Genomic DNA, 25,971 nt, shown 5'->3' with positions numbered 1-25,971 from the left:
CGCACCGGTTGCGGAACTCGCTGTCGAACCCGTCAGAACCGTTGACGCCCTCCCGTCCCACCCCTACGGTCTGGTCGATCATCCGCACATCGTTCGTAATATCGAACATGGAGGAGCATATGGCATCGCCTCTCTCCCGACGGACCGTGCTGCAGTCGGCGATGCTCGCCACCGCCGCGTCCGGATTCGCCGCCACGGCGTCCGCGCAGGCGTCGGCGGCCGCGCCTCCGCCGCCGGCGTCGTGGACGCTGCAGCCCTTCCACCTCAAGGACGTCAGGCTCGGGGACGGAATCTTCGCCGGCAAACGGCAGCTGATGCTCGATCACGCCCGCGGCTACGACGTGAACCGGCTGTTGCAGGTCTTCCGCGCCAACGCCGGCCTCTCCACCCGGGGCGCGGTCGCGCCCGGCGGCTGGGAGGGGCTGGACGGCGAGGCCAACGGCAATCTGCGCGGGCACTACACCGGCCACTTCCTCACCATGCTCTCCCAGGCCCACGCGGGCACCGGGGAGCAGGTGTACGCGGACCGGATCCGCACCATGGTGGAAGCCCTCGCCGAGGTGCGCGAGGCACTGCGACGCGACCCGGCCGTGCTCGCCGTGGACGGCAGATTCGGCTCGGCGGCGGAGAACGTACGCGGTTCCTACCAGTTCGTCGACCTGCCGAGCGGCGTGCTCGACGGCGCCGGGTCGATCACCCTCTCCGCCTGGGTCAAGCCCACCCACGAGGGCAACTGGGCCAGGATCTTCGACTTCGGCGACAACACGACCCGTTACATGTACCTGGCGGCCCGCACCGCGAACGGTGTGCCGCGCTTCGCCCTCACCACCGGCGGCCCCGGAGCCGAGCAGGGCCTCGACGGCACCTCCGCCCTGCCGCTGAACCGGTGGAGCCACCTGGCGGTCACGATCGCCGACGGCACGGGCACGCTGTACGTCAACGGCTCGGCCGTGGCGCGGAACACGGCGATGACCCTCACCCCGGCGGCCCTGGGCACCCCGGCGGACAACTGGCTCGGCCGCTCCCACTTCTCCGCCGACCCGGTCTTCGCGGGCGCCTTCGACGAGTTCAACGTCTGGTCACGCGCCCTGACCCCCGACGAAATCGCCGCACTGCAGAACAATCGGGCCGCCGACACCCCCGCCGGACGAGGTGACCGGGCGTCGTACGCCTTCGACGAGACCACCGGGGCCACCTTCACGGACGCCTCCGGCCGCGGCCTGCACGCCACCCTGCGCCGCACCTGGGGCGGGCCCAGCCACCCCGGCTTCCTCGCGGCGTATCCGGAGACCCAGTTCATCCAGCTGGAGTCGATGACCAGTTCCGACTACACCAAGGTGTGGGCGCCGTACTACACCGCGCACAAGATCCTCCGCGGGCTGCTGGACGCCTACCTCGCCACCGACGACGACCAGGCGCTCGACCTCGCCTCCGGGATGTGCGACTGGATGTACTCCCGGCTGTCCAGGCTGCCCGACGCCACCCGGCAGCGCATGTGGGGGCTCTTCTCCAGCGGCGAGTACGGCGGCATCGTGGAGGCGATCGTCGACCTGCACTCGATCACCGGAAAGGCCGAACACCTCACGCTGGCCCGCCTGTTCGACCTGGACGAGCTGATCGACGCCTGCGCCGCGAACACCGACACCCTCGACGGCCTGCACGCCAACCAGCACATCCCCATATTCACCGGCCTCGTCCGGCTGTACGACGCGACGGGCGAGGAGCGCTGCCTCACCGCCGCCCGGAACTTCTGGGGCATGGTCGTACCGCAGCGCATGTACGGCATCGGCGGCACCAGTACGGGTGAGTTCTGGCGGGCGCCTGGTGTCATCGCGGGGACGATCAGCGCCACCACGGCAGAGACCTGCTGCGCGTACAACATGCTGAAACTGAGCCGGATGCTCTTCTTCCACGAGCAGGAACCGGCGTACCTGGACTACTACGAGCGGGCCCTCTACAACCAGGTCCTCGGCTCCAAGCAGGACTCGGCGGACGCGGAGAAGCCGCTGGTCACCTACTTCATCGGGCTGACCCCGGGCCACGTGCGCGACTACACGCCCAAGCAGGGCACCACCTGCTGCGAGGGCACGGGCCTGGAGAGCGCCACCAAGTACCAGGACTCGGTGTACTTCAGGAAGGCCGACGGCAGCGCCCTGTACGTCAACCTGTACAGCCCTTCCACGCTCGACTGGGCGGAGAAGGGCGTCACCGTCACGCAGACCACCGACTATCCGCGCGAGCAGGGCAGCACGCTCACCGTCCGGGGCCGCAGCGGGGCCTTCGAGCTGCGGTTGCGGGTGCCGTCCTGGGCGACGGCCGGTTTCCGGGTGACCGTCAACGAGCAGACGGTCGGCGGGACTCCGAGACCCGGCAGCTACTTCGCCGTCTCCCGGACTTGGCAGGACGGCGACACCGTGCGGGTGACGATCCCGTTCCGGCTGCGGGTCGAGCGCGCTCTGGACGACCCGTCCCTGCAGACCCTGTTCTACGGGCCGGTCAACCTGGTCGCCCGCAACTCCGTCACCACTCACCTGGAGTTCGGGCTGTACCGCAATGCCGCCCTCTCCGGCGACCTGCTGCCCTCGCTCACTCCCGTGACCGGCAAGCCGCTCCATTACACGCTCGACGGCACGGAGTTCGTCCCCTTCTTCGAGGGCACCGAGGAACCGACCCACGCCTACTTCCGGCGCGCCGAACCCCGGGTGGTCTTCGGCAACACCGTCTCGGGCGTCGCCAACCCCGCGAAGGCGGACGGCACGACGCTGCTCGACGAGGTGTGGGCGGGGGCGCCGTTCAGCAGCAAGGACGTCCTGGTCACGCGGGTGCGGACGACGGTGGACGCCTGGGTGGCGGCGGGGCTGCTCAGCCGGGCCGACGGTGACCGGGTCGTGCGTACGGCGGAGCAGGCGTCGTACGTCCCCTGATTCCGGGCGCTAGGAACGGCGGCGGGGCTTGCCGCGGTGGCCGCTCTTGGCGGTGCCCGACCGTGGATTCTTCCTCGCCGCCGGCTTCCGCCGTGCGGCGGCCTCGTCGCGGCGCTTCTCCTTGGGCTGCGCCGCCTGCCGGCTGCGGCCCCGCGTGCTGTTCACGGTGCGGCCGCGGACGATGCCGATGAAGTCCTCGACCAGGTCGGTGTGCGCGTCCTCCGGCCAGCACAGGGCGACGCCGGACTGCGGGGCGTCCACGAGCGTCCGATAGGTCAGATCCCTGCGGTGGTGCAGGCGGGCCAGGGACTGGGGGACGGCGAGGACGCCGATGCCCGCCGCGACGAGTTCGATCGCGTCGGCGGTGGTGGCGGGGCGTTCGAAGGCGGGCTCTCCGGGGGGCTGCTCCCAGCCGAGGACGTCGTCGAGGGGGTGGAGGACGACCTCCTCGGCGAGGTCCTCGAGGGTCGCCTCGTCCGCCGCGGTCAGGAGGTGGTCCTTGGGGACCACGACGACCGTCGTCTCGGTGTAGAGGGGGATCGCGCTGAAGACCGTACGGTCGACCGGCAGCCGTACGATCCCCGCGTCCGCCGCGCCGTCCCGCAACACATCGGATGCCTCGGCGGCCGTGACGGAGATGAGGTTCAGGGGGACGTCGGGCAGGCGCTCGTTCCAGATCCGCACCCACTTGCCGGGTGTCGCCCCAGGGACGTACGCGAGCCGGAACGAAGGGTGTGCTTCCGAGCCTGTCACCCCGCCAGGTTACCGGCTGTGGTCGGAGGTCTCGTATCCGGCCGATAGTCTGGACAGCATGAAGTCGCACCAGACCACCCAGACGATGAAGCCCGCGACCGCGGCGAAGAAGCTGGGTGTGTACCTCCCCGCCACGCCCGCCGAGTTCCAGCAGGGAGTCGTCTCGCGCGCCGAACTGAACGAGCTCCAGGCCAATCCGCCTGAGTGGCTGCGGGAGCTGCGACGCAACGGCCCGCACCCGCGGCCGGTGGTCGCGGCGAAGCTGGGCGTCTCCATCGCGGGGCTCGCACGCGGCGGGGTGACGGAGCCGCTCACCAGCGAGCAGATCGAGGCGCTGAAGGCGGAGCGGCCCGAGTGGCTGGAGAAGGAGCGCGCCACCCAGGCGGAGGTCCGCAAGGAAGCGGCCCGGCTCAAGGCGCGCAGCGCCGAGCAGGGCGATCACTGACGCGGAATTCCGCCACCGAGACCGTGCACGCGGGTGAGGGCCCCGTTTGCGGACCGGGGCCCTCCCGCATAGGAGTGGACCGGCGGTCTCAGGCGGCCTCCCGAGCGCCGCGCTCCGACCCGTCCCGGTGAATGGGCGTGCCCGAGCCGGTCAGCGGGACGCCCGTGCCGCCCCGCCGGGTCGCGACGATCTCCGCCGCGATGGACAAGGCGGTCTCCTCAGGCGTACGGGCGCCCAGATCGAGGCCGATGGGGGACCTGAGCCTGGCCAGCTCCCGCTCGCTCACGCCTGCCTCCCGCAGCCTCCGGTTGCGGTCGGCGTGGGTGCGGCGCGAGCCCATCGCGCCGACGAACGCGACCGGCAGCCGCAGGGCCTCCTTCAGCAGTGGTACGTCGAACTTGGCGTCGTGGGTGAGCACGCACAGGACCGTGCGCGCATCGGTCGCCGTACCCCGCAGATAGCGGTGCGGCCAGTCCACGACGATGTCGTCCGCCTCGGGGAAGCGGGCCCGCGTGGCGAAGACGGGGCGGGCGTCGCACACGGTGACGTGATAGCCGAGGAACTTGCCCGCGCGCACGAGCGCCGCGGCGAAGTCGATCGCGCCGAAGACGATCATGCGTGGCGGCGGCACGCTGGACTCGACGAACAGCGTGAGGCCGCCGGGGCAGTGCGAGCCGTCCTCCGACAGCTCGACCGTGCCGGTGCGGCCGGAGTCCAGCAGGGCGCGGGCCTCCGCGGCCGCCGTCCGGTCCAGCTCCGGGTGACCGCCGAGACCGCCCTCGGTCGTTCCGTCGGGCCGCACGAACAGGGCACTGCCGAGGAGTCCGGCCGGACCGCGGGCGACCCGGGCCACCGCGGCCGGCTCGCCCTGCGCGGCGGCCGACAGCGCCGCCGCGAACACCCTGTCGCCGGACGCGATCGGCGTGACCAGTACGTCGATGACCCCGCCGCAGGTCAGCCCGACCGCGAAGGCGTCCTCACCGCTGTAGCCGAACCGCTCGCGAACCGTCTCGCCGTCCTGCAGCGCCTGGACGCACAGGTCGTACACCGCCCCTTCGACACAACCACCGGAGACCGAGCCGATGACCGTGCCGTCACGGTCGACGGCGAGGGCGGCGCCGGGATCACGCGGCGCGCTGCCGCCGACGGCGACGACGGTGGCGACCGCGAAGTCCCGGCCCTCGGCCACCCAGCGGTTGAGCTCCTCGGCGATGTCAAGCATCCCGGGCTCCGGTGCCCGCGGCTGCGGCCAGCAGGACGCGGTCGGGCCGGATCGGCAGGTTCCGGTGGCGTACGCCGGTCGCGTGCCAGACGGCGTTGGCGATCGCCGCCGCCGCACCGACGATCCCGATCTCGCCGATCCCCTTGATGCCGACCGGGTCGTCGGGGTCAGGGTCGTCCACCCAGTCCGCCTCGATGTGCGGCACGTCGGCATGCGCGGCGACGTGATAGCCGGCCAGGTCGGCGCCGACGTGACCGCCCGAAGTCCGGTCGCGGACCGCCTCCTCGTGCAGGGCCATGGAGATGCCCCAGATCATCCCGCCGACGAACTGGCTGCGCGCCGTCAGCGGGTTGACGATCCGCCCGGCCGCGAACATGCCCAGCATGCGCCGGACGCGCACCTCACCGGTGGTGACGTCCACGGCGACCTCGGCGAACTGCGCTCCGAAGGAGTGCCGTTCCTTCTGTGCGAGGGCACCCACGGCCGCGGAGGTGTCCGAGCGGACCGTGATGCCCTCGGGCGGAATACCGCCGCCCAGGGCGAGTCGCTCCCGCAGCTCCTGCGCGGCGGCCATGACCGCCCAGCCCCAGGAACGGGTGCCCATCGAGCCGCCGGCGATCATCGCGAAACCGAAGTCGCTGTCCCCGATGCGGACGCGGACGCGGTCCGGCGCGACCTCGAGTGCGTCGGCGGCGATCAGGGTGAGCGCGGTGCGCGCCCCGGTCCCGATGTCGGACGCGGTGATCCGCACGGTGAAGGTGCCGTCCGCCTCCGCCGTCAGGGCCGCCGTCGAGGGCGCGGCCCCGGCGCCGAACGAGGCCGCCGCCGTGCCGGTGCCGAGCAGCCAGCGTCCGTCCCGGCGCAGTCCGGGGCGCGGGTCGCGGTCCGCCCAGCCGAACCGGCGGGCGCCCTCCCGGAAGCAGGCGAGCAGGTTGCGGCTGCTGAACGGCAGCCCGGAGACGGGTCCCGCCTCGGGTTCGTTGCGGGTGCGCAGTTCGATCGGGTCGAGGCCGCACTTCTCGGCGAGTTCGTCGAGCGCCGACTCCAGCGCGAACGAGCCCGGTGCCTCGCCCGGCGCCCGCATCCAGGTCGGAGTCGGCACATCGAGTCGTACGACCTCGTTGGCGGTGCGGTGGGCGTCGGCGTCGTACATCACGCGGGCCGGCCCGGAGCTCGGCTCGACGAACTCGTGCACGGTCGACGTCACGCTCAGTGAGTGGTGCTCCAGTGCGCGCAGCCGTCCGTCGGCGTCGGCCCCGAGCCGGACGCGCTGGGCGGTCGGGCTGCGGTAGCCGGCGAGCGAGAACATCTGGCGGCGGGTGAGGACGACCCGGACCGGGCGCTGGAGGGCGGTCGCGGCCATCACGGCGGCCACCTGGTGTGCGCGGACGCCCTTGGACCCGAAACCGCCGCCGATGTGTTCGGACCGCACACGCACGGCGGACGGTTCGAGGGAGAACAGCGCCGCCAGCTCCTGCGCGACCCAGGTGCTGCCCTGGTTGGAGTCGACGACCTCCAGCCGGCCGCCGTCCCAGTGGGCCGTCGCCGCGTGCGGCTCCATGGGGTTGTGGTGCTCCTCGGGCGTGGTGTACTCGGCGTCCACGACGACGGCGGACGCGGCGAGTTCGGACTCCAGGTCCCCCTTCTCCGTCACCCCCGGCATGTGGGAGTCCACCGCGTAGGCGTCCGGGCGTCCGGCCGAGAACGCGACGTCGTGCGGCTCCTGCTCGTACGTCACGACGAGCGCCTCGGCGGCCTCCCGGGCCTGCTCGGACGTCTCCGCGACGACCAACGCCACCGGCCAGCCCACGTGCGGCACGCGGTCGTGCTGGAAGAGGGCGGTGGTCGGCTCCGGCTTCACTCCCAGCAGGCCGACGTGGTCGGTGTCGACGCGGGGGGCGTTGCCGTGGTGCAGAACGGCGAGGACGCCGGGCATCCCCAGGACGCTGTCGGCCTCCACCGAGCGAATGCGGCCGCGGGCCACGGTGGACAACGCCAGCCAGCCGTGGGCGAGTTCGGCGAAGGGGATCTCTCCCGCGTAGCGGGCAGCGCCGGTGACCTTGTCCACGCCCTCCACACGGGAGTGGGCGGTGCCGACGGAGGGCGTCAGGCGGGTGGCCGTGGTCATCGGGCGGCCTCCTCGGCGAGTTCGGTCAGCACGGCCACGACGAGGTTGCGCATCAGGGTCACCTTGTATCGGTTGTCGGGCAGTGGTTGGGCGGCGGCCAGTTCGGCGTCCGCGGCGGCGGCGAAGGCCTCGGCGTCCACCGGTCCCCCGGTCAGGAGGCGTTCGGCCTCGCGGGCCCGCCAGGGCCGGGACGCGACGGCACCGAGGGCGAGGCGTACGTCCCGTACGACCCCGTCGCGGACGTCCATCGCTGCGGCGAGGGAGCCGATCGCGAAGGCGTAGGAGGCGCGCTCGCGGACCTTGCGGTAGCGCGAGTGGGCGGCGACCGGGGCGGGCGGCAGGATGACGCCGGTGATCAGCGCGCCCGCCGGCAGCGCGGTCTCCAGATGGGGCGTGTCGCCCACCGGCAGATAGAACTCGGTGAGCGGCAACTCGCCCGGCCCGTCGGCCGTTTCGTACGAGACGACGGCGTCGAAGGCGGTGAGGGCGACGGCCATGTCCGAGGGGTGCGTGGCCACGCAGTGCTCGGAGGCGCCCAGGATGGCGTGGTTGCGGTGCTCGCCCTCGACGGCGGGGCAACCGCTGCCGGGGACGCGCTTGTTGCAGGGCTTGCTCACATCGGCGAAGTAGCCGCAGCGGGTGCGCTGGAGCAGGTTTCCGCCGACGGTGGCCATGTTGCGCAGCTGTCCGGAGGCGCCGGCCAGGACCGCCTGCGTCAACGCCGGGTAGCGGCGGCGGACTTCGGGGTGCGCGGCGAGGTCGCTGTTGGTGACGGTCGCGCCGATGCGCAGGCCGCCCTCCTCGGTCACCTCGATCCGGTCGAGGGGCAGTTCACGTACGTCGACGAGCCGGGCGGGCCGCTCGACGCCGGTCTTCATCAGGTCGACGAGATTGGTGCCGCCGCCGAGGAAACGCGCGTCCGGATCGGCGCCGAGCAGCGCGACCGCGCCGGAGACGTCATGGGCCCGCTGATAGCCGAAGTCCCTCATGCCGCCGCCTCCTCGTCCACCGCCGCGGCCTGGGCAACGGCCTGGACGATCGACACGTACGCACCACAGCGGCACAGGTTGCCGCTCATCCGCTCCCGGATCTCGTCCGCGGTCAGGGGTGGCGGCCCCGCTTCGGGCCGGACGTCGTCGGTGACGGCGCTGGGCCAGCCCGCCGCGTGTTCCTCGATCATCGCGACGGCCGAACAGATCTGTCCCGGCGTGCAGTAGCCGCACTGGTAGCCGTCGAGGTCGAGGAACGCCTGCTGCACCGGGTGCAGCCGCTCACCGTCGGCCACGCCCTCGATGGTGGTGATCTCCCGCCCCTCGGCGGCCACCGCCAGTTGCAGACAGGCCACGGCCCGTCGCCCGTCGACCAGGACAGTGCATGCGCCGCATTGTCCCTGGTCACAACCCTTCTTGGTGCCGGTCAGATCGAGACGCTCGCGCAGTGCGTCGAGCAGGGTGGTGCGGTGGTCGACGGTCAGCGGATATTTCTCGCCGTTGATGGTCAAGGTGATGTCGCTGGACGTCGATGGGGCCATGATCAGCCTTCTTTCGCGTATCCGGAGCACGTCGGGGACGGTCCGGCAGGCAGACGAATCGGAACGTATCGATAGATCGATGGACGTATCAGAAGAGTCGAGAGGCAGGGAGATGGCGCCACACATGGCGATATCGGCTCGTCCGTCGGTATGGTGACCCTAAGCGGACAGTCTGTCCGCTACAGAAAAACGTACCGGACAGACTGTCCGCTTAGCAAGGCGTGCTTCCGGCCAGGAGGACGAGTGCAGGAGAAGAAGCACACACCTCTGCGCTCGGACGCACAGCGGAACCGCGAGCGCATCCTGGAGGTGGCCCTGGCCGAGCTGACCCGCTCCGCGGACACCCCGCTGAGCGCGATCGCCAAGAAGGCGGGCGTCGGTCAGGGCACGTTCTACCGCCATTTCCCCAACCGTGAGTTGCTCGTCCTGGAGGTCTACCGCCACGAGATGCAGCAGGTCGCCGACTACGCGACCCAACTGCTCGAGACGCGGGAACCGGACCGGGCTCTACGGGAGTGGATGGACCGCTTCGCCCAGTTCGCCATGGCCAAGGCCGGCCTGGCGGACGCGATACGGCTGGCCACCAACCCGCCGGGGACCATCCACAAACCCGGCCCGACCCCGGTGATCGCCGCGGCCGAACTCCTGCTCCGCGCCAACGAGGAGGCGGGCACCATCCGCCCGGGAGTCACCGCGGACGTTTTCCTCCTCGCCCTCTTCGGCCTCTGGCAGATCGACCCCCGCGGCGACTGGCAGCCGCGAGCCACCCGGCTCGTGGACCTCGTCATGGACGGACTGCGCGCCGGAGCACCCGGGCGGTGACACGGATCCCGGCGCGGTGGCGCCGGACGAGCCATATGTGCCTCCGCCGCCTTCTGCACACCTTCTGCAGAAGTCAACAGCCATGCGGTGTAGCCCGCATCAACAGCCGTTCACCCGTGCTTCTTCGTGCTCCTGTGCGCCCCCACGGAAAGGTGATTCAGGAGCCGACGGCGGGTTGGACTGGGCAGAACAAAGATTCAGGCGCCAGGTCGGTGAGCGATCACCGATTTCCATGGGTCGACTGAGGCAGGGGGGTATTCGATGGGCGGCACTGTGACCGAACCGGGGCGGATATGGACCGTGGGTACTGCGCCGGGCATATTACCGTTCGTCAGTCATGCTATCGCCTTGTTCCGACGTCCGCTGGACTTTCTGAATTCCCTTCCCGCCCACGGAGATCTGGTCGAGATACGTCTGGGCCCCATGCGCGCCTGGGTGGCCTGTGATCCTCAACTGGTCCACCAGATGCTGATGGACCCGCACACCTTCGACAAGGGCGGTCCGCTGTACGACCGCCTCGGCGCACTGATGGGCGACGGCCTCGTCACCTGCCGCCAGAGCGCGCATCGCCGGCAACGCACTCTCCTGCAGCCCGGTTTCCGCCCGGCCCGCGTCGCCGCGTACACGGAACTGATGGGCGAGGAGGCCGACGCGCTGTGCCGCGAGTGGCGGCCGGGAGAGAGGGTCGATGTCACCGCGGCGATGATGGGTCTGACGACGCGGGTGACGAGCCGGGTGCTGTTCTCCGATTCGCTGGACGCGGAGCGGGCAGCCGCAGTGCGTAAGAGCCTGGCCACCGTCGTGCGGGGCCTCTTCGTCCGCACGGTGGTGCCGATGGACGCCCCGTTCCGTGTCCCGACACCCGCCAACCGCCGTTACCGGGACGCGCTCGTACGCCTGCACTCGCTCGTCGACTCCCTCATCGCCGAGCGTCGGCAGGGCACACCCCGCAACGATCTGCTGGGAACCCTGCTGGAGGCCGAGCGCCGCGGCGACGGAGCGGAAGGGCTCACCGAGCAGGAAATCCACGACCAGCTCATCACGCTCCTGCTCACCGGGGTCGAGACCACGGCGATGTGTCTCGCCTCGGCCTTCCGCCTCCTGGCGGTGAATCCGGAGGCGGAACGCAGCCTCCACCGCGAAGTCGACACGGTCCTCGACGGTCAGCGCGCTCCGGGACCGGAGGAGTTGGCGCGTCTCGTCCACGCCCGCTGCGTGGTCACCGAGACGCTGCGCGTGCATCCACCCGGCTGGCTGTTCACCCGGGTCACCACCGAGGAAACGCAGTTCGCGGGCCGCCGGCTGCCCCGCGGAGCCACCGTGCTGTACAGCCCGTACCTCCTGCACCACGATCCGGCGTCCTTTCCCGAGCCCGAAGCGTTCCTTCCGGAACGCTGGTTTCCGGAGCGGGCCACGTCCGTACCGAAGGGCGCGATGCTGCCTTTCTCCGCGGGGAACCGCAAATGCATAGGCGACACCTTCGCCATGGCGGAGGCCACCGTGGCCCTCGCGACAATTGCCGGTCGCTGGCGCTTGCGCCCGGTGTCGAGGCACATCGGTCCCCCGCGCCCTGCGGTGACGTTGGGACCCAGGTCGCTGGAGATGATCTGCGAACCGCGTCAGCGCACATGACAGGACTTCCGAATGGCAGGTGACGAAGATGTCCACGGTGTTCGAGGAGTTTCCGGCCGCACCGCCCAGCGGAATGCGGGCAGGCAGTCTCAAGGAACTCATCGAGGTCTCCCTCTACATGCCCTTCCCGTTTCTCAGCAATCCCCATGAACCCCAGGCAGCGGAGGGGGTCGACGCCTGGTTGCACACATGGGGACTGACCGACGATCCCGCCGTGGCCGAGATGATCGCCCGCACTCGCCCGGCCCAACTCGCTTCCTACAACAGCCCGACGGTGGATTCCGGCATCCTCCAGATCGTGGCCAATCAGATCGCCTACCAGTTCGTCTTCGACGACACGGCGGAGGAGCTCGGTCGACATTGGCCGGGCCGGCTGCTGCCCATGCTGTGCGAGAGCATCGGCATTCTCCGGGACGGCCGACCGCCCAGCACGCCCCTCGGAGCAGCCCTGGCCGACCTCCACCGCCAGGTCGGGGAGAGGTGCACGCCCGCACAGGCCGAGCGATGGGTCTGGCGGAGCTGCGAGTACGTGCACGGCCTGTTGTACGAAGCCGTGGCGCAGACCCACCCCGCCTCCATACCCACCGGGCTGTGCACCTCGATCCGCGCGCTCACGGCGGGCGTCGATCCCTTCTACCCGCTGTACGAGGCCGCCCAGCCCTGCGAGCTCGCCCCCGGGGATCTCTATCACCCCGTCACAAGGCGCCTGCGGCGCCTGTCGGTCGATGCGGCGGTGTGGACAGCCGATCTGTTCTCCGCCGTGAAGGAACAGCGGTCGGGCGGAATCATCAACCTCGCCCTGGCCCATCAGCGCGCACATCAGTGCTCACTGCCGGTGGCCGTCACGCTGGCCGTACAGCAGATCAACGGCACGATCCGTGAGTTCGAGAGGCTCTACGAAAAGATCAAGCCGGAGCTCACACCCGCAGGCATCGGCTACGTGGAAGGCATGGTCGGCTGGATCCGCGGCTGTTACTACTGGTCCCGCACCGTGCCGCGCTATGCGGACGCCGGGACGGCGCCCATGCTGACGTGAGGCTTGACTTCCCAAGGGGGAGCCAAACGGGCCAGGTTACCCAAGGACTGGACAGTCAAACCACTCTGCCGGTCGATTCACCCTTCCCTGTCGTCCTCGGCCCTCAATACGACCACGGGGCGTCCACAACGGCGTACTCTCGGCGCTGTCCTGCGAGAATCACTGACAGGAAGCGGTAGCGCACATGGCGCATGGGTCGCGACAACCGATCATCGAATCAAGGTCGTTGTTCGAGCGCGATCGGGAACTCCGGGCGTTGGATGCCGCGTTGTCGGCCCTGCGTAGCACCGCCCATGGCGCGCCGCGCGTGCGACAGGACAGACTGCTCGCCTTCACCGGTCCGGCCGGGCATGGAAAAACACGGCTCATGGCGGAGGCACGGGCTCGGGCCGTCGCACACGGGTTCACCGTGCTCTCGGGCAGAGGCGGCGAGAAAGAACAGGAGTTGGCGTTCCACGTGGTACGGCAGCTCGTCCAGCCCGCCCTGGCCACCATGGACGCCACGGAACTGCGTACCTTCCTGGGAAGTTGGTACGACATCGTCGCCGCCGCCCTCGGACTGGAGGCGAAGGAGACCGGCACTGTGCCGGATCCGACCGGCGTGCGCGACGGTCTGGACTGGGTCATGACCCGACTGACAGTGATGAAAGCGCCCGTCGTCCTGCTCCTGGACGACCTCCACTGGGCCGATGCCGAGTCCCTCGGCTGGCTCACGTCCTTCGCCCCACGGTCCGAAGTCCTCCCGCTCCTGATCGTCGTCGCCTACCGGCCGGACGAACTGCCGCCGGAGGCCGCCCCGTTCCGCGCTCTGGTCGAACGTGAGGGGAACCGCCCTTACTCCCTTGCTCCACTTTCCGCGGCCGGCGTGGCGCGGCTCGTCCGGGAGGAAGTGGGGGAAGAGGCCGAGGACGAGTTCTGCGACGAATGCTGGGCGGTCACCGGCGGCAGCCCCTTCGAGGCGGTCGAACTCGCCATCAGGCTGGGCGAGCGGAACCTGACCGGCGCACCGGACGAGTTGTTCGCGATGCGGGATCTCGCAGCGGCGGTCAAGGGGCCCGGAATCATCGAGCGGCTCGAGCGGCTCGGCACCAGCACGGTCCGCTTCGCGCAGGCCGCGGCCGTACTGGGCGCTCCCTTCTCACCGGAGCTGGCGGCCGCCATCGCGGTGGTCGGCAGCGAGGAAGCCGCGCAAGCGACGGAGCGACTGCGCGCCGCGCGGATCCTGGCCGACGGCGCCGGCCCCAGCGCTGGTCTGGAATTCGTTCACCCACTGATCGCCACGACGATCTACCGGTCCATCCCCGCTCACCTGCGAGTCGGTCTGCACAATGCGGCCGCGGTGGCCGTCCGTGCGGCGGGATACGGTCCGACCGCCGCCGCCCGGCATCTGCTGGAGGTTCCCTGCGAAGGCAACCATGAGGCGGTCGCCTGCCTGCGCGAGGCCGCCCGCGAGTCCCTTCGCGCCGGGGCCCCGGAGGCCGCCCGACGCCTGCTGGCCCGCGCTCTGCAGGAGCCACCCGATCCGGAGGAGCGAGCCGCACTCCTCCATGAACTCGCGTGCTCCACCTTCCTGATCGAGCCCACAGCCACGGTCAGCCATCTCCGGGAGGCGCTGGCGGAACCCGGAGTCGACCCCGACCTGCGTGCCTCCATCGTCTACCGACTGGCCCAGGCGCTGGCCCACACCGACCGGATGGCTGAGGCGGCGAGCGTGGCAGCGGACGAGGCTCGGCAGGCCGCCAGTCCGCGCGTACGCCTGCGGATGCAAGCCGATCATTTCGTCTGGAGCATGTTCCGGACCGACGAGCCGGACTCGCCCGCCCGCTCGCGCAGGCTGGCGCGGCTGGCCCAGCGGCTCACCGGCCGCGGTCTGGAGGAGCGCTACATCCTGGGGCTGCGGGCCTGGGACGCACTGGTGCGCGGCGAGCCGCGGAACACCGTCCTCTCGTATGCCGAAGAAGCCCTGCGCGGGGGAATGAGCTGGACCGAGGAGAACCGGGGGTTCGAGGTACCTGTCTCCGTCGCTCTGGCGTTCATGTACTGCGATCAGCCGCGACGTGCCGAGGACTTGTTCACCAAGGGCATGACCGAGTGCGAGCGCAAAGGCTGGCGCGGCTCCCACCTGGCCGTCGGCCAAACCCTGTTCGGTTACATCCGCTACCGCCGCGGCTGGCTCGCCGAGGCAGAGAACTGGGTACGCGAGGGCCTGCGCACCGCCGAGCGAGTAGAAGGCGCCGTCCCCGCCCAATGGTTCGCCATCGGCATCCTCATCCAGACCCTGCTCGCCCGCGGCCGAACCGAGGACGCACGCCGGCTCGCGGACTCGTACCGCTATGGCGAGGTCGTCCCGAACGCGGTCGTCTACCCCGATCCCCGCACGGTGTACGCCGAACTGCTGCTGGCCGAGGGCCGGCTCGCCGAAGCGGAAGGGCTGTTGACCGCCCTCGGGGACCGGCTGGAGGCGCGGGCCTGGCGCAACCCCGCCTGGTGCCCGTGGCAGCTGGACCTGTCGTCCGCGCTTGCCCCCAGCGCGCCCGACCGGGCGGTCCGTCTCGCCCGGCATGCGGTGAAGCGGGCCCGGGACTTCGGTGCGGCCTCCGCGATCGGTCAGGCGCTGCACGCCGAGGCGGAGGCGACCGGAGGTCCGGCGGCTCTGGAGCTGTACGCGGAGGCGGTCGACCATCTGCAGCGGTCGCCGGCCGCGTACGAACTGGCCCGTGCCCAGGTCGGCCACGGGGCCGCGCTGTCGCGGAACGGGCGGCTGCAGGAGGCCGCCCACCGGCTCTACCAGGGCCTGGAGGGTGCCGTCCACTGTGGTGCCGAGGCCCTCGCCGTCCGGGCCAGGGACGAGTTGTCCGCGGCCGGCCTACGGCCGCTGCCCCTGCGTTACGCCCAGACCGACACCCTCACCGCTCCCGAGCGCAAGGCTGCCGAGATGGTGGCCGTGGGGCATCCGATGGCCGTCGTCGCGAAGGATCTGCGCCTCACCGAGCAAGGGGTGACGCAGTTGCTCTCCTCCGTCTACCGCAAGGTCGGCACCGATGCCGCCGGCCTCGCCAGGGCCCTGGAGGCCTTTCCCCGGCCCCGGCCGTGACACTGCGGCGCTTACCGAGGGCGTGCCCGCCCTCGTGTTCGCGACGAAGAGAGTGTGTGCTTTTTCAGCCATCGTTATGACGTGCACCTGTCCAAACCTTGCTTTCCGATGGCACGCTGCCTTTCTCACTGCGCGCAGTAACACCCCTGCCTGCCCGGGCGGATGGTCCCCACCGCCCGGCCCCCACCGCAGAAGGAGACCGTGTGATAGGCAGCCTCCGCAGGTTTGGCACATCCGGCGGCACCCGTGTTCGCCGCACCGTTCTCGGCGCTCTGGTCGGCGTCGCCGCGTTGCTGGCCACCGGTGTCACCACCGCACCGGCAGGCGCCGCCGACACGGAAGCGGGAGTCGTGCCGCTCTCGGCGCAGGAACGCGCCCATGGCTTCTGGACGCCGGAGCGGATGCGTCAGGCCACACCGCTCGACGTACTGTCCGTCGACCGCTCGGACGTGAGAGCGTCAGCCCTTCGTAAGGGCAAGAAGGCGATCATCGCGCCCAGCGCTCCGGCATCCGCCGTCGGGACCCTGGCGTTCCCCAACAGCGGCGGCGCCTGGACCGGGGGCGGGGCCGTGGTGCAGACCGCGGGGCGGGTGTTCTTCACCTACCAGGGCCGCACCGCCTCATGCTCCGGCAACGCCGTCACCAGTGCCAACAAGAGCACCGTGATCACCGCCGGCCACTGCGTGAAGCTGGAGGGATCCTGGCACACCAACTGGGTGTTCGTGCCGGGCTACCACGACGGGCAGGCTCCGTATGGCAGGTGGGCGGCGGCCAAGACCCTGTCCACACCGCAGTGGACGGCCAGTGAGGACATCAACTACGACGTCGGCGCGGCGGTGGTGGCCCCGCTGGACGGCAAGAAGCTGACCGATGTCGTCGGCGGCCAGGGCCTGGCCTTCAACACCGGCTACAACAAGGCCATGTACGCCTTCGGCTTCCCGGCCGCCGCACCGTACGACGGCGAGAAGTTCATCTACTGCAGCGGCACCACGTACCGGGACTTCCTGCTGTCCAGCGACCACGGTCTGACCTGTGACATGACCGGCGGCTCCAGTGGAGGCCCCTGGTTCACCCAGTTCGACGAGTCCACCGGCACCGGGCTGCAGTCGTCGGTGAACAGCTTCAAGTACAACTTCCTGCCGACCGCCATGTACGGGCCGTACTTCGGGGCGGACGCGCAGAACCTCTACCAGACCGCCCAGTCGTCCTGATCGGCCGGCCTGCCCCTCGCGCCGTGATCCCGGGCCGCCATGCCACGCCACGTTGAGTAACGTAGTGAGTGCAGGGAATCACTCACTTCCGTGATCGAAAGTGGTTGAGCATGGCGGCGCCATCGTTCACGACCGACGACGCTGAGGAATCTGTCGTTTCGCCGGTCAATTCACACAACGAGTGGGATCCGCTGGAGGAGATCATCGTTGGGCGTCTCGATGGCGCGGCGATCCCCTCCAAGCACCCGGTCGTGGCGTGCAACATCCCACCCTGGGCGGCCCGGCTGCAGGGGCTTGCCTCCGGCTTCAGGTATCCGCGCCTGCTGATCGAGCGGGCGCAGCATGAGCTCGACCAGTTCGTTGCTCTTCTGGAGTCCCTCGGCATCACGGTGAGGCGCCCGGACGCGGTCGACCACAGGCAACGCTTCGGGACCCCCGACTGGTCATCGCGCGGTTTCTGCAACACCTGTCCGCGTGACAGCATGCTCGTGATCGGCGACGAGGTCATCGAGACACCGATGGCTTGGCCGTGCCGGTATTTCGAGACCCACTCGTATCGCTCAATTCTCAAGGATTACTTCCGGCGCGGCGCGCGCTGGACGGCGGCGCCGAAGCCGCAGCTCACCGACGCCTTGTTCGAGGCGGATTTCCGTACACCCAAGGCCGGCGAGCCCATGCGCTACATCCTCACCGAGTTCGAGCCGGTGTTCGACGCGGCGGATTTCGTGCGCGCGGGACGGGATCTGTTCGTTACGCGGAGCAACGTAACCAACCAAATGGGCATCGACTGGTTGCGTCGCCATCTCGGACCCGGCTATCGCATCCACGAGATCGAGAGCCGCTGCCGTACACCCATGCACATCGACACGACGTTCGTCCTGCTCTCGCCCGGCAAGGCGCTGGTCAATCCCGAATACATCGACGTCGACCGCCTGCCCGACGTCCTGGACTCGTGGGACATCCTGGTCGCCCCCGAGCCCAACCCGATCGACGAGCAGATCCTCAAGATCACCTCGATGTGCGGCAGGTGGCTCAGCATGAACGTTCTCATGATCGACGAAAAGCGGGTGATCGCGGAACGGCACCATACCGACATGCTGCGCGCGCTCGAGAAATGGGGGTTCGAACCGATCCCGTGCGACCTGCTGCACTACGCCCCGTTCGGCGGCTCGTTCCACTGCGCGACGCTCGACATCCGGCGTCGCGGCACGCTCGAATCCTATTTCTCCTGATCGGCCCACCGATCCCGTAACCGCCCGCCGGCACCTGCTCTCCGCCCCCGAGCCGACCCTGAGAGATCCCCCATCTACCCCCGAGATGTGTCAGGAATCTTTGACAGGTGCCCGAGGGGCTGTCAGCCTTTTCTGACAGGTACGACGGAAAGGGGCCGCGATGCCCGAGGTCCCGCCTGAGGCACCGACGGGCGACGAGCTGCTGAAGGTGCTCTCCGCGCTCGGCAATCCGCACCGCATGCGGATCATCGCGGCGCTCATGGAGAGCCGGAACTACGTCAGCGCGCTGGCTCGCGAGATCGGTATGGGCCGACCGCTGCTGCACATGCACCTGCAGCGGCTGGAGGCCGCCGGACTGGTCGTCGGCACGCTCGAACTCGCTCAGGACGGCAAGGCGATGAAGTACTTCGAAGTCGCCCCGTTCTTCTACGAGTTGACACCCCACATCATCGCCCGGGCGGCCGCGACGATCACTGAGACCGCCGACCGGACCGACCGGACCCCGAAAGAGGAAGCGAAGTGAATGAGGAACTGGTGACGCTCTCCGCCGACGCCGAGGAGCTGGGGGTCCTGGTCGGCGCCGTCGGCGCGGCCGGGTTCTTCGCCCTGCTCATCGTGATCGTCTGGCAGGCCGCCGCCACCTGGCGGGCCCGCATGCTGGCGGCACGCGAGGAGCAGTACAAGGAACTCGCGGCAAAGTACGCGCAACTCCTCGAAGACACCGTTGAGTTGCAGCGCCGCACCGTCGAGGAACAGCGCCAGACCCTCGACGAACTGACGCAGACCCGGCTGGCGGTCGGCTCGATGGAGAAGATGATGCGCGAGCTCGAGTAACAGCGGCCGCAGACGTACGGCCGGGAGCGCCAACTCCCGGCCGTACCGAGGAAGCACACGCCCCGGACACACATCCCGTACGCCACGGCAGGTCGTCACACCTCATGCGCCGTGGTGCCGATCCCGTGCGCCCTGTGCCGGTCGCCGCACAGGCTACCGGCGGCACGCTCCCACGAAGGAGACTACTCATGCGTGCGCTGCTCAAGCGCGTCACCCGTGCGCCCGGCGGGCGGCGCGGCAAATGGCTGGTCCTTGCGGCCTGGCTGATCGTGGCCGTCGCACTCGGCCCGCTGGCCGGAAAGCTCGGCGAGGTCGAGGACACGAGCGCCAACGCCTTCCTGCCGCGCGGCGCCGAGTCCGCGCGGGTCAACACCGAGCTGGAGAAGTTCCGTACGGACCCGGTCATGCCCGCCGTCGTCGTCTACACCGGCGAGGGCGCGGAGGCGAAGGCGGCCGCCGACCGGACGGTCTTCGCGCAGTTCGTTCCTGCTGGGGAGGAGATCTCGCGGCCCGTCCCGTCCGATGACGGCAAGGCCCTGATGATCGTCGTCCCGCTGGACACCGAGGACGACCTCACCGGCAGGATCGACGAACTGCGCGAGATCGCCGGAGCCAATGCCCCACCCGGTGTGGACATCGAGGTCGGCGGGCCTGCCGGCTCCCTCACCGACCAGGTCGCGGTCTTCGACGGCCTCGACTCGACCCTGCTGGTCGCCACCGCCCTGGTCGTCGCAGTACTGCTCCTGATCACCTACCGCAGCCCGATCCTGTGGCTTCTCCCCCTGCTCTCCGTCGGCTTCGCGGCCGTCCTCACCCAGGTCACCACCTACCTGCTGGCCAAGCACGCCGGGCTGCCGGTGGACCCGCAGAGCGCGGGTGTGCTGATGGTGCTCGTCTTCGGTGTCGGCACCGACTACGCGCTGCTGCTCATCGCCCGCTACCGCGAGGAGCTGCACCGACACGCCGACCGGCACGAGGCGATGCGCATCGCGCTCGGCCGCTCCGGCCCGGCGATCCTCGCATCGGCCGGCACCGTCGCGGTCGGACTGGCCTGCCTCGCCTTCGCCGACATCAACTCCTCGCGCTCGCTGGGACTGGTCGGCGCGATCGGCGTCATCTGCGGCTTGCTGGCGATGGTCACCGTGCTGCCGGCGCTGCTCGTCATCACGGGCCGCTGGGTGTTCTGGCCGTTCGTACCGCGCCACGGCACGCCCGCCCGCAAGGCGCGCACCGTCTGGTCCCGCATCGGCACGGCCGTAGCCCGGCGCCCCCGCTGGTCGTGGATGATGTCCGTCGCCGCCACCGGCGTCCTCGCCCTCAGCGCGGCCGGCATCAACCTGGGGCTGACACAGGCCGAAATGTTCCAGGACAAGCCCGAGTCGGTCGTCGCCCAGGAGAGGATCTCGGCGCACTATCCGTCGGGCGCCTCGGACCCCGCGAAGATCGTCACCAGCACCAGCCAGGCAGCCGAGGTCCGGGCCGCCGCGGCCACGGTCGACGGCGTCGCCCGCGTCGAGAAGGCCGCCGACCACACCCCGGACGGCGAACTCACCACACTGTCCGTGGTGTTGGCGGACGCCCCGGACAGTCAGGCCGCCAAGGACACGATCGACGAGCTCCGCGACGCCGTGCACAAGGTCAGTGGCTCGGGCGCCCTCGTCGGCGGCACCACCGCACAGACCCTCGACACCCAGCGGGCCGCCGACCGCGACCTGACCACGGTCATCCCGATCGTGCTCCTGGTCGTCCTCGGCGTCCTGATCTGGCTGCTGCGGGCCCTCGTCGCCCCGCTGCTGCTGTTGGCCACCGTGGTGTTGTCGTACTTCGCCGCCCTCGGCGCCTCGAACCTGCTCTTCGAGCACGTCCTGGGCTTCGCCGGCTTCGACTGGTCGATCCCGCTCATGGGCTTCGTCTTCCTGGTGGCCCTCGGCATCGACTACAACATCTTCCTCATGCATCGCGTGAAGGAGGAGGCCGCCGGCATCGTCCTCGCCGCCACCTTCGCGGTCTTCGCCGGCCTGCCGCTGGTGACCACGGCCCAAATGGGCGTGCTCGTCGGCATCGGTGTCCTCCTGGACACCTTCCTGGTCCGCACGGTCCTGGTCCCCGCTCTCGCCCTGGACCTGGGCCGCTGGTTCTGGTGGCCGGGCAAGCTCTTCCACCGCTCGGCCGACCGCGGTGGAGACGCTGAAGGCAGCCCCGCCTCACCCTCCGCACGGGACCGTGCGCACGAGCCGGCCTGACGCCAGACGGACGACGTAGCTCGGGGATGCGGGACGCAGGTCGCGTCGGGTCCGCGTCCCAAGGCGCTGGCGCCACCGGCACATGCGGACGGTGCGGCGGACTGCGCCCGCGGCCGCCACCCGCCAAGTGGCGGGGACATTCCGCCGTACGGCGGCGTGGGAGGCTCGCCCGGCGCATCGACCATGGTCGTACGAACCGCCGTTTCCCCGCTCGAGGAGACAGACATGACCCTGGTCCCACCCCCGTTCGACCCTGAGCTGGCTGCTGCCCTGGAGTTGGTCAAAGAGATGATGCCGTCCCGGTTCACCCTTGACACCATCCAGGCGCAGCGGGAGGGCCCGGCCATGCAGATGCTGGCCGAGGTGGACCTGACGTCGGGCGGGGCCTTCGAGGCGGAGGACCGGCTGGTGCCCGGGCCCGAGGGTGCGCCCGAGGTGTCCCTGCTGACATGCCGCCCGATCGCCCCCGCCGCGTCCGGTCCGCTGCCCGTGATCTACCACATTCACGGTGGCGGCATGGTGCTGGGCGACAACCGGGCCGGCGTCGACGTGCCGCTGGCCTGGGCCGAGGATCTGGACGCGGTTCTGGTGTCCGTCGAGTACCGGCTGGCACCGGAGAACCCGTACCCGGCCGCGGTGGACGACGTGCTCGCCGGTCTGCTGTGGACCGCGGAGCACGCCGAGGAGATCGGCGGCGACCCGGAGCGGATCGTCATCGCGGGCGCCAGCGCGGGCGGCGGCCTGACCGCCGCGCTCGCCCTGCTCCTGAGGGACCGCAAGGGCCCGCAGCCGATCGGCCAGGTCCTGATGTGCCCGATGCTCGACGACCGCAACGACACTCCGTCCGCCCACCAGATGGCGGGCCTCGGCGTGTGGGACCGCACCGCCAACGAGACCGGCTGGACGGCCCTGCTGGGCGAACTCCGCGGCGCCCCCGGCGTATCCCCGTACGCCGCGCCCGCCCGGGCCGAGGACCTCTCCGGGCTCCCACCGGCCTTCCTCGACGTCGGCTCCGCGGAGACCTTCCGCGACGAGGTCGTCACCTACGCGTCCCGCATCTGGCAGGCCGGCGGGGTCGCCGAGCTCCACGTCTGGCCCGGCGGCTTCCACGGCTTCGACGGCTTCGCGCCCCAGGCAGCGCTCTCCCAGGCGGCCCGGGCGGCACAGCTTCAGTGGCTGCGCAGGATTCTCGGCCGGTGAGGGAAAGGCACGCGGGCCGTGCGGCGCGGTGAGCTGGGCGACAACGCTCCGCAGGGTCCTTCACCACCCGCCGCATGGCGCACCATGGGCGTATGAAAGAGCTGGCCGGGCGCCTGACCGCGCTGGACCCGGATGCCGGGGCCGCCGTGCAGGTCATCGCCTATTTCGACCGACTGGCCGAGTCCCGTGCCGGTCTGGAAGCGCTGGTGCGCGGGGCCGCCGTACTGGCCGGGGTGCCCGCACGGCTCGTCGAAACCGGGACGCGGGTGCACGTCCGCGTCGAGGCCGACGGAAGGCGCCGGGACACGGATCTCCCACCGGATCCCGGCTGGCCGTCGACGGCCCTGACGCCGGGCGGCACTCCCGCCCTGTGGCTGGAGCGGCCGGAGGCGGCAGCCAGTGTGGTCGACGCCGTGATCCTGGAGCGCGCCGCACGGGCCGTACGACAGGTTCTCGACCGCACGCGGGGCCGGGCTCCGCTCGACGACCCCGCCCTCGTGGAGACCGTCCTCGACGCCACCGCACCTCAGGCGGCGCGACTGCACGCGGCCCGCCGTCTGGGCCTCGACCTCACCGCCGAGTGCCGCGCGCTCGCCACCCCCGACGGCCGGCCCCGGATCCTCCCCGCACACCCGGACGCCGCACTGCCCGCCGGCCGGCTCGGCGTCGGACCCGCCGTCCCCGTACTCGATCTGCCCCGCTCCTGGGCCGCCGCCCGCATCGCCCTGCGCCTCACCGCCGAGGGCACGGCGCAGGACCCCGGCTCACGCGTCGTCCACGCGGACGGCCTCGGCGACATTGCGCTGCTCGCCGGCCTGGTCGCACCGGGCGCCGAGGTCCCGCCGGACGTACGCGTCCTCGAGTCCGCGGCGGCGCACGCCCCCTGGGTGCTGGCCACCCTGCACGCCGTCGCCTCGACGACAAGCCTGCGGGCGGCTGCCGCCGAGATCAACGTCCACCACTCCACGCTCCAGGACCGGTTGACCCACGCCGAGACCCTGCTCGGCTGGCCGGTGCGCACCCCGGGGGGCCGGTTCCGGCTCCAACTGGCCCTGAGAATGCGTCTCTTGGCCCGGCCGTAGGGATCAGGAGCCGCCGTGGTCGACGGTGACGCTGTCGTCGGAGGCGCGGGTGCCCCGCGCACGCAGAGGTTCGTCCCATGGGCGACGACCCTCGGTGAGGGGTTCGTGCCGCACGGGTGAAGCATGCGACAAACCAGCTTCCGCAGCCGGGCGAAGTGCGCGATCGTGCCTGCGAGTTACACGGATCCACCACCAGAGACCCACGGGACGCGTTGAAGGGGCAGCCGATGGGAGCGCGGGACGATGCGTGGCAGGGCGAGGAGGCGGCGGCCCGGCGCGGCACCGGGCGGCGCAGATTCCTCGGATACGTACTGGCGGCACCGACCCTGACCGTCGCCGCCCAGCTCGGCGAGGCGGCGCTCGCTCCCCGGCAGGCCGCGGCGCAGGCCGCGTCCGTGGTCCCGTCCCTGCCCGGCCCGTCCGAGATCTACGACCTCAACGACATGCTCACGCATGCCACGCTGCCCACGGCGAACCTCATCACCATCCGGATCGACGCCGACGGCACGGCCGCCTTCGCTCTGCCCCGGGCCGAGGTGTGACAGGGCATCACCACCTCCAGCGCCATGCTGATCGCCGAGGAACTCGACCTGCCGCTCGACAAGATACGGGTCACACTCGCCGACGCCCGGCCCGAGTTGCTCTTCAATCAGCTCACCGGCGGCTCCAACACCACCATCTCCACCTTCACCCCGATCCGCGTCGCCGCCGCCGTCGCCCGGGGCCGACTGCTGCGCGCCGCCGCCCTGGAACTCGGCGAGGTGGTCGGCTCGCTCACCGCCCGCGCCGGAGCGATCGTCTCCACCACCGGGCGCAGCCTCACCTACGGCGAGCTGGCCGCGAAGGCGGCCGCCCTCACCGACACCGCGGTCGAGGTGACCCTCAAGGACCGGTCCCGGTTCACCGTCATCGGAACCCCGCAGCGGCGGATCGACGCCCTTGAGGCGGTCACCGGCCGCAAGAAGTTCGCGATGGACCTGCAGGTGCCTGACGCGCTGCCCACCATGGTGTGCCGCCCCCCGACCATCAACGACACCGTCCGTTCGGTCGCCAACCTCGACGCGATCCGCACCATGCCCGGCATCACCGACGTCGTACGGATCTCCACCGGCGTCGCCGTCCGCGGCCGCACCTTCGGCCAGTGCATCGACGCCGTCCGCGCCCTGAAGGTCACCTGGGGACCCGGCACTGCCGACGGCGCTTCCGACGAGACCGTCCTGCGCGCGCTGAAGGCCGCCGAACTGCCTCTCGTCGTGTCACCGTTGCCGCTCCTCACCAAGTCCGTCGACGCCCGCTTCACCTTCCACTTCGCCAGCAACAGCGCTCTGGAGACCAACTGCGCCATCGCCGACGTACGCGCCGACTCGGCCGAGATCTGGGCCGGCCTCAAGTCGCCGATCGCCGCCCAGGAGCAGATCGCCCTCCAGCTCGGTCTGCCGATCGCCGCCGTCAGGGTCCATGTCACCGAGGGCGGCGGCTCGTTCGGACGCAAGTTGTTCTACGACGCCGCCAGTGAGGCCGCCGAGATCTCGAAGGCCATGGGCAAGCCCGTGAAGCTGATGTGGCACCGCGCCGACGACTTCCGTCAGGGGCGCACGCACCCCATGTCGACCTCGCGGGTCCGGGCCACCTACACGCCGGGCGAGGTCCTCACCTACGCGCAGCGCCACACCTCGGTCGCCACCGACTTCGGGCACGGAATCGGCGAGGTCATCACCTCCCAGGCCGCCCGACTGCCGGTCGCCGATCTCACCTTCTCCCAGACGCTCTTCCAGCTCACGCAGCAGAGCCCGTACCACTTCGGCGCCACCACCATGCTGCTCAACGAGACCGACAACGGCTACAACACCGGCGCGATGCGGAACATCTACTCGCCCAACGTGCGCTGCGCCCAGGAACTGGTCGTCGACGAGCTCGCGAAGCGGATGGGCGACCAGGACCCCTATGCCTTCCGCCGCCGGTTCCTCAAGGACGAGCGGGCCAGGGCCGTCCTCGACAAGGTCGCGGAGCTCGGCAGCTGGGGCCGAGCCATGCCCGCCGGCACCGCCCAGGGCATCGCGGTCCACCCCGAGTACCACTCCTTCGTCGCCGTGCTCGCCGAGATCGACTGCCGGCCCGAGACCACCGGGCGGAAGATCCCCGACGCGTACACCGGACCCCGGGTCACCAAGGTCGTCTGCGCCGTCGACGTCGGACTGGCCGTCAACCCGCTCGGTCTGGAAGCCCAGATGATGGGCGGGATCATCGACGGCATCGCCCTCACCCTCACCTCCGGCCTCCACCTCCACGACGGGCACTTCCTGGAGGGGAGCTGGGACAACTACTTCTACACCCGCCAGTGGAACACCCCGCCCGAGCTGGAGATCGTCGTCATGCCGCCGACCACCGGCCGACCGGGTGGCGCGGGGGAGCTGGCTGTCGCGGGCGCGATGGCCGCCGTCGCCTGCGCCTACGGACGCGCCACCGGCACCATGCCGACGGCCTTCCCCGTCAACCACGCCGAACCGCTCGGCTTCGAGCCGCCGCCCACCACCCCGCCGATCCCCGCCTCGCCGACCGACGGTCTCGACCGCGCCTTCTAG

18 protein-coding genes and 1 pseudogene are annotated in these 25,971 nt (G+C 70.6%); 14 read left to right on the top strand and 5 right to left on the bottom strand.

From position 1 onward, the window contains the following. Window positions 1–119: 119 nt before the first annotated feature. A complete protein-coding gene (locus ACKTSN_RS41510; RefSeq protein ID WP_409473782.1) occupies window positions 120–2,924 on the top strand; it encodes a beta-L-arabinofuranosidase domain-containing protein in 2,805 nt (934 codons plus the stop codon). 9 nt (window positions 2,925–2,933) lie between these two features. On the opposite strand, the gene ACKTSN_RS41505 is transcribed toward ACKTSN_RS41510, so the two are convergent. Beyond that, window positions 2,934–3,677 carry a LysR family substrate-binding domain-containing protein gene (locus ACKTSN_RS41505; RefSeq protein ID WP_409473781.1) on the bottom strand — a complete coding sequence of 248 codons (744 nt, stop codon included), beginning with the start codon at window positions 3,675–3,677 and terminating at the stop codon, window positions 2,934–2,936. A 58-nt stretch (window positions 3,678–3,735) separates the two neighbouring features. Between ACKTSN_RS41505 and ACKTSN_RS41500 the strand changes: the two genes are divergently transcribed. Further along, a complete protein-coding gene (locus ACKTSN_RS41500) occupies window positions 3,736–4,122 on the top strand; it encodes a DUF5997 family protein (protein WP_409473780.1) in 387 nt (128 codons plus the stop codon). 88 nt (window positions 4,123–4,210) lie between these two features. On the opposite strand, the gene ACKTSN_RS41495 is transcribed toward ACKTSN_RS41500, so the two are convergent. Genes ACKTSN_RS41495 through ACKTSN_RS41480 form a run of 4 tightly spaced genes read right to left on the bottom strand, consistent with a single transcriptional unit; the run spans window position 4,211 to window position 9,003 of the window. After that, window positions 4,211–5,344, bottom strand: coding sequence for an XdhC family protein (locus ACKTSN_RS41495; RefSeq protein ID WP_409473779.1), 1,134 nt, complete (start codon window positions 5,342–5,344; stop codon window positions 4,211–4,213). After that, window positions 5,337–7,472 carry a xanthine dehydrogenase family protein molybdopterin-binding subunit gene (locus tag ACKTSN_RS41490; RefSeq protein ID WP_409473778.1) on the bottom strand — a complete coding sequence of 712 codons (2,136 nt, stop codon included), beginning with the start codon at window positions 7,470–7,472 and terminating at the stop codon, window positions 5,337–5,339. Before ACKTSN_RS41490 ends, ACKTSN_RS41495 begins: the two co-directional genes overlap by 8 nt. Next, complete coding sequence (locus ACKTSN_RS41485; RefSeq protein ID WP_409473777.1) at window positions 7,469–8,461, bottom strand: FAD binding domain-containing protein; 993 nt, start codon at window positions 8,459–8,461, stop codon at window positions 7,469–7,471. Before ACKTSN_RS41485 ends, ACKTSN_RS41490 begins: the two co-directional genes overlap by 4 nt. Continuing rightward, complete coding sequence (locus tag ACKTSN_RS41480; protein ID WP_409473776.1) at window positions 8,458–9,003, bottom strand: 2Fe-2S iron-sulfur cluster-binding protein; 546 nt, start codon at window positions 9,001–9,003, stop codon at window positions 8,458–8,460. Before ACKTSN_RS41480 ends, ACKTSN_RS41485 begins: the two co-directional genes overlap by 4 nt. A gap of 243 nt (window positions 9,004–9,246) precedes the next feature. Here ACKTSN_RS41480 and ACKTSN_RS41475 point away from each other — a divergent pair, with 243 nt between their 5' ends. From ACKTSN_RS41475 to ACKTSN_RS41420, 12 genes and pseudogenes are all read left to right on the top strand, one after another. Next, window positions 9,247–9,825 carry a TetR/AcrR family transcriptional regulator gene (locus tag ACKTSN_RS41475; RefSeq protein ID WP_409473775.1) on the top strand — a complete coding sequence of 193 codons (579 nt, stop codon included), beginning with the start codon at window positions 9,247–9,249 and terminating at the stop codon, window positions 9,823–9,825. 261 nt (window positions 9,826–10,086) lie between these two features. After that, on the top strand, window positions 10,087–11,457 hold the full coding sequence (locus ACKTSN_RS41470) for a cytochrome P450 (RefSeq protein ID WP_409473774.1): 1,371 nt from the start codon (window positions 10,087–10,089) through the stop codon (window positions 11,455–11,457). A 28-nt stretch (window positions 11,458–11,485) separates the two neighbouring features. Continuing rightward, entirely contained in the window at window positions 11,486–12,493 is a 1,008-nt protein-coding gene (locus ACKTSN_RS41465; RefSeq protein ID WP_409473773.1) for a (-)-alpha-amorphene synthase, read from the top strand. Window positions 12,494–12,677: 184 nt separating this feature from the next. Continuing rightward, window positions 12,678–15,587 carry an ATP-binding protein gene (locus ACKTSN_RS41460; protein WP_409473772.1) on the top strand — a complete coding sequence of 970 codons (2,910 nt, stop codon included), beginning with the start codon at window positions 12,678–12,680 and terminating at the stop codon, window positions 15,585–15,587. 206 nt (window positions 15,588–15,793) lie between these two features. Next, window positions 15,794–16,798: a trypsin-like serine peptidase gene (locus tag ACKTSN_RS41455; protein WP_409475048.1), complete on the top strand. Its 1,005-nt coding sequence runs from the start codon at window positions 15,794–15,796 to the stop codon at window positions 16,796–16,798. A 110-nt stretch (window positions 16,799–16,908) separates the two neighbouring features. Next, entirely contained in the window at window positions 16,909–18,030 is a 1,122-nt protein-coding gene (locus ACKTSN_RS41450) for an amidinotransferase (protein ID WP_409473771.1), read from the top strand. A gap of 160 nt (window positions 18,031–18,190) precedes the next feature. Next, on the top strand, window positions 18,191–18,553 hold the full coding sequence (locus ACKTSN_RS41445; protein ID WP_409473770.1) for an ArsR/SmtB family transcription factor: 363 nt from the start codon (window positions 18,191–18,193) through the stop codon (window positions 18,551–18,553). Beyond that, a complete protein-coding gene (locus tag ACKTSN_RS41440) occupies window positions 18,550–18,864 on the top strand; it encodes a hypothetical protein (protein ID WP_409473769.1) in 315 nt (104 codons plus the stop codon). Before ACKTSN_RS41445 ends, ACKTSN_RS41440 begins: the two co-directional genes overlap by 4 nt. 188 nt (window positions 18,865–19,052) lie before the next feature. Beyond that, window positions 19,053–21,107 (top strand): MMPL family transporter, encoded by a 2,055-nt coding sequence (locus ACKTSN_RS41435; RefSeq protein WP_409473768.1) that lies wholly within the window; start codon window positions 19,053–19,055, stop codon window positions 21,105–21,107. Between the two features lie 225 nt (window positions 21,108–21,332). Further along, window positions 21,333–22,307, top strand: a complete 975-nt coding sequence (locus ACKTSN_RS41430; protein WP_409473767.1) for an alpha/beta hydrolase — start codon at window positions 21,333–21,335, stop codon at window positions 22,305–22,307. Window positions 22,308–22,399: 92 nt separating this feature from the next. Next, the gene (locus ACKTSN_RS41425) at window positions 22,400–23,389 is read left to right on the top strand and encodes a helix-turn-helix domain-containing protein (RefSeq protein WP_409473766.1); all 990 of its coding nucleotides are present in this window, start codon (window positions 22,400–22,402) and stop codon (window positions 23,387–23,389) included. Between the two features lie 227 nt (window positions 23,390–23,616). Continuing rightward, window positions 23,617–25,971 (top strand): annotated as a pseudogene (locus ACKTSN_RS41420) (molybdopterin cofactor-binding domain-containing protein).

The organism is Streptomyces flavusporus (assembly GCF_046267975.1).
In the GTDB taxonomy this organism is placed as follows: domain Bacteria; phylum Actinomycetota; class Actinomycetes; order Streptomycetales; family Streptomycetaceae; genus Streptomyces; species Streptomyces flavusporus.
Note: the sequence above shows the minus strand (reverse complement) of the source record. Positions and strands in the feature narration are given on the sequence as shown.

What these genes read in the sequence shown, in the direction of transcription:
- ACKTSN_RS41460 (WP_409473772.1), top strand. Translation starts at nt 12,678, where the DNA reads ATGGCGCATGGGTCGCGACAACCGATCATCGAATCAAGGTCGTTGTTC.
- ACKTSN_RS41490 (WP_409473778.1), bottom strand. Translation starts at nt 7,472, where the DNA reads ATGACCACGGCCACCCGCCTGACGCCCTCCGTCGGCACCGCCCACTCC.
- ACKTSN_RS41500 (WP_409473780.1), top strand. Translation starts at nt 3,736, where the DNA reads ATGAAGTCGCACCAGACCACCCAGACGATGAAGCCCGCGACCGCGGCG.
- ACKTSN_RS41495 (WP_409473779.1), bottom strand. Translation starts at nt 5,344, where the DNA reads ATGCTTGACATCGCCGAGGAGCTCAACCGCTGGGTGGCCGAGGGCCGG.
- ACKTSN_RS41510 (WP_409473782.1), top strand. Translation starts at nt 120, where the DNA reads ATGGCATCGCCTCTCTCCCGACGGACCGTGCTGCAGTCGGCGATGCTC.
- ACKTSN_RS41430 (WP_409473767.1), top strand. Translation starts at nt 21,333, where the DNA reads ATGACCCTGGTCCCACCCCCGTTCGACCCTGAGCTGGCTGCTGCCCTG.
- ACKTSN_RS41435 (WP_409473768.1), top strand. Translation starts at nt 19,053, where the DNA reads ATGCGTGCGCTGCTCAAGCGCGTCACCCGTGCGCCCGGCGGGCGGCGC.
- ACKTSN_RS41425 (WP_409473766.1), top strand. Translation starts at nt 22,400, where the DNA reads ATGAAAGAGCTGGCCGGGCGCCTGACCGCGCTGGACCCGGATGCCGGG.
- ACKTSN_RS41480 (WP_409473776.1), bottom strand. Translation starts at nt 9,003, where the DNA reads ATGGCCCCATCGACGTCCAGCGACATCACCTTGACCATCAACGGCGAG.
- ACKTSN_RS41470 (WP_409473774.1), top strand. Translation starts at nt 10,087, where the DNA reads ATGGGCGGCACTGTGACCGAACCGGGGCGGATATGGACCGTGGGTACT.
- ACKTSN_RS41450 (WP_409473771.1), top strand. Translation starts at nt 16,909, where the DNA reads ATGGCGGCGCCATCGTTCACGACCGACGACGCTGAGGAATCTGTCGTT.
- ACKTSN_RS41445 (WP_409473770.1), top strand. Translation starts at nt 18,191, where the DNA reads ATGCCCGAGGTCCCGCCTGAGGCACCGACGGGCGACGAGCTGCTGAAG.
- ACKTSN_RS41465 (WP_409473773.1), top strand. Translation starts at nt 11,486, where the DNA reads ATGTCCACGGTGTTCGAGGAGTTTCCGGCCGCACCGCCCAGCGGAATG.
- ACKTSN_RS41485 (WP_409473777.1), bottom strand. Translation starts at nt 8,461, where the DNA reads ATGAGGGACTTCGGCTATCAGCGGGCCCATGACGTCTCCGGCGCGGTC.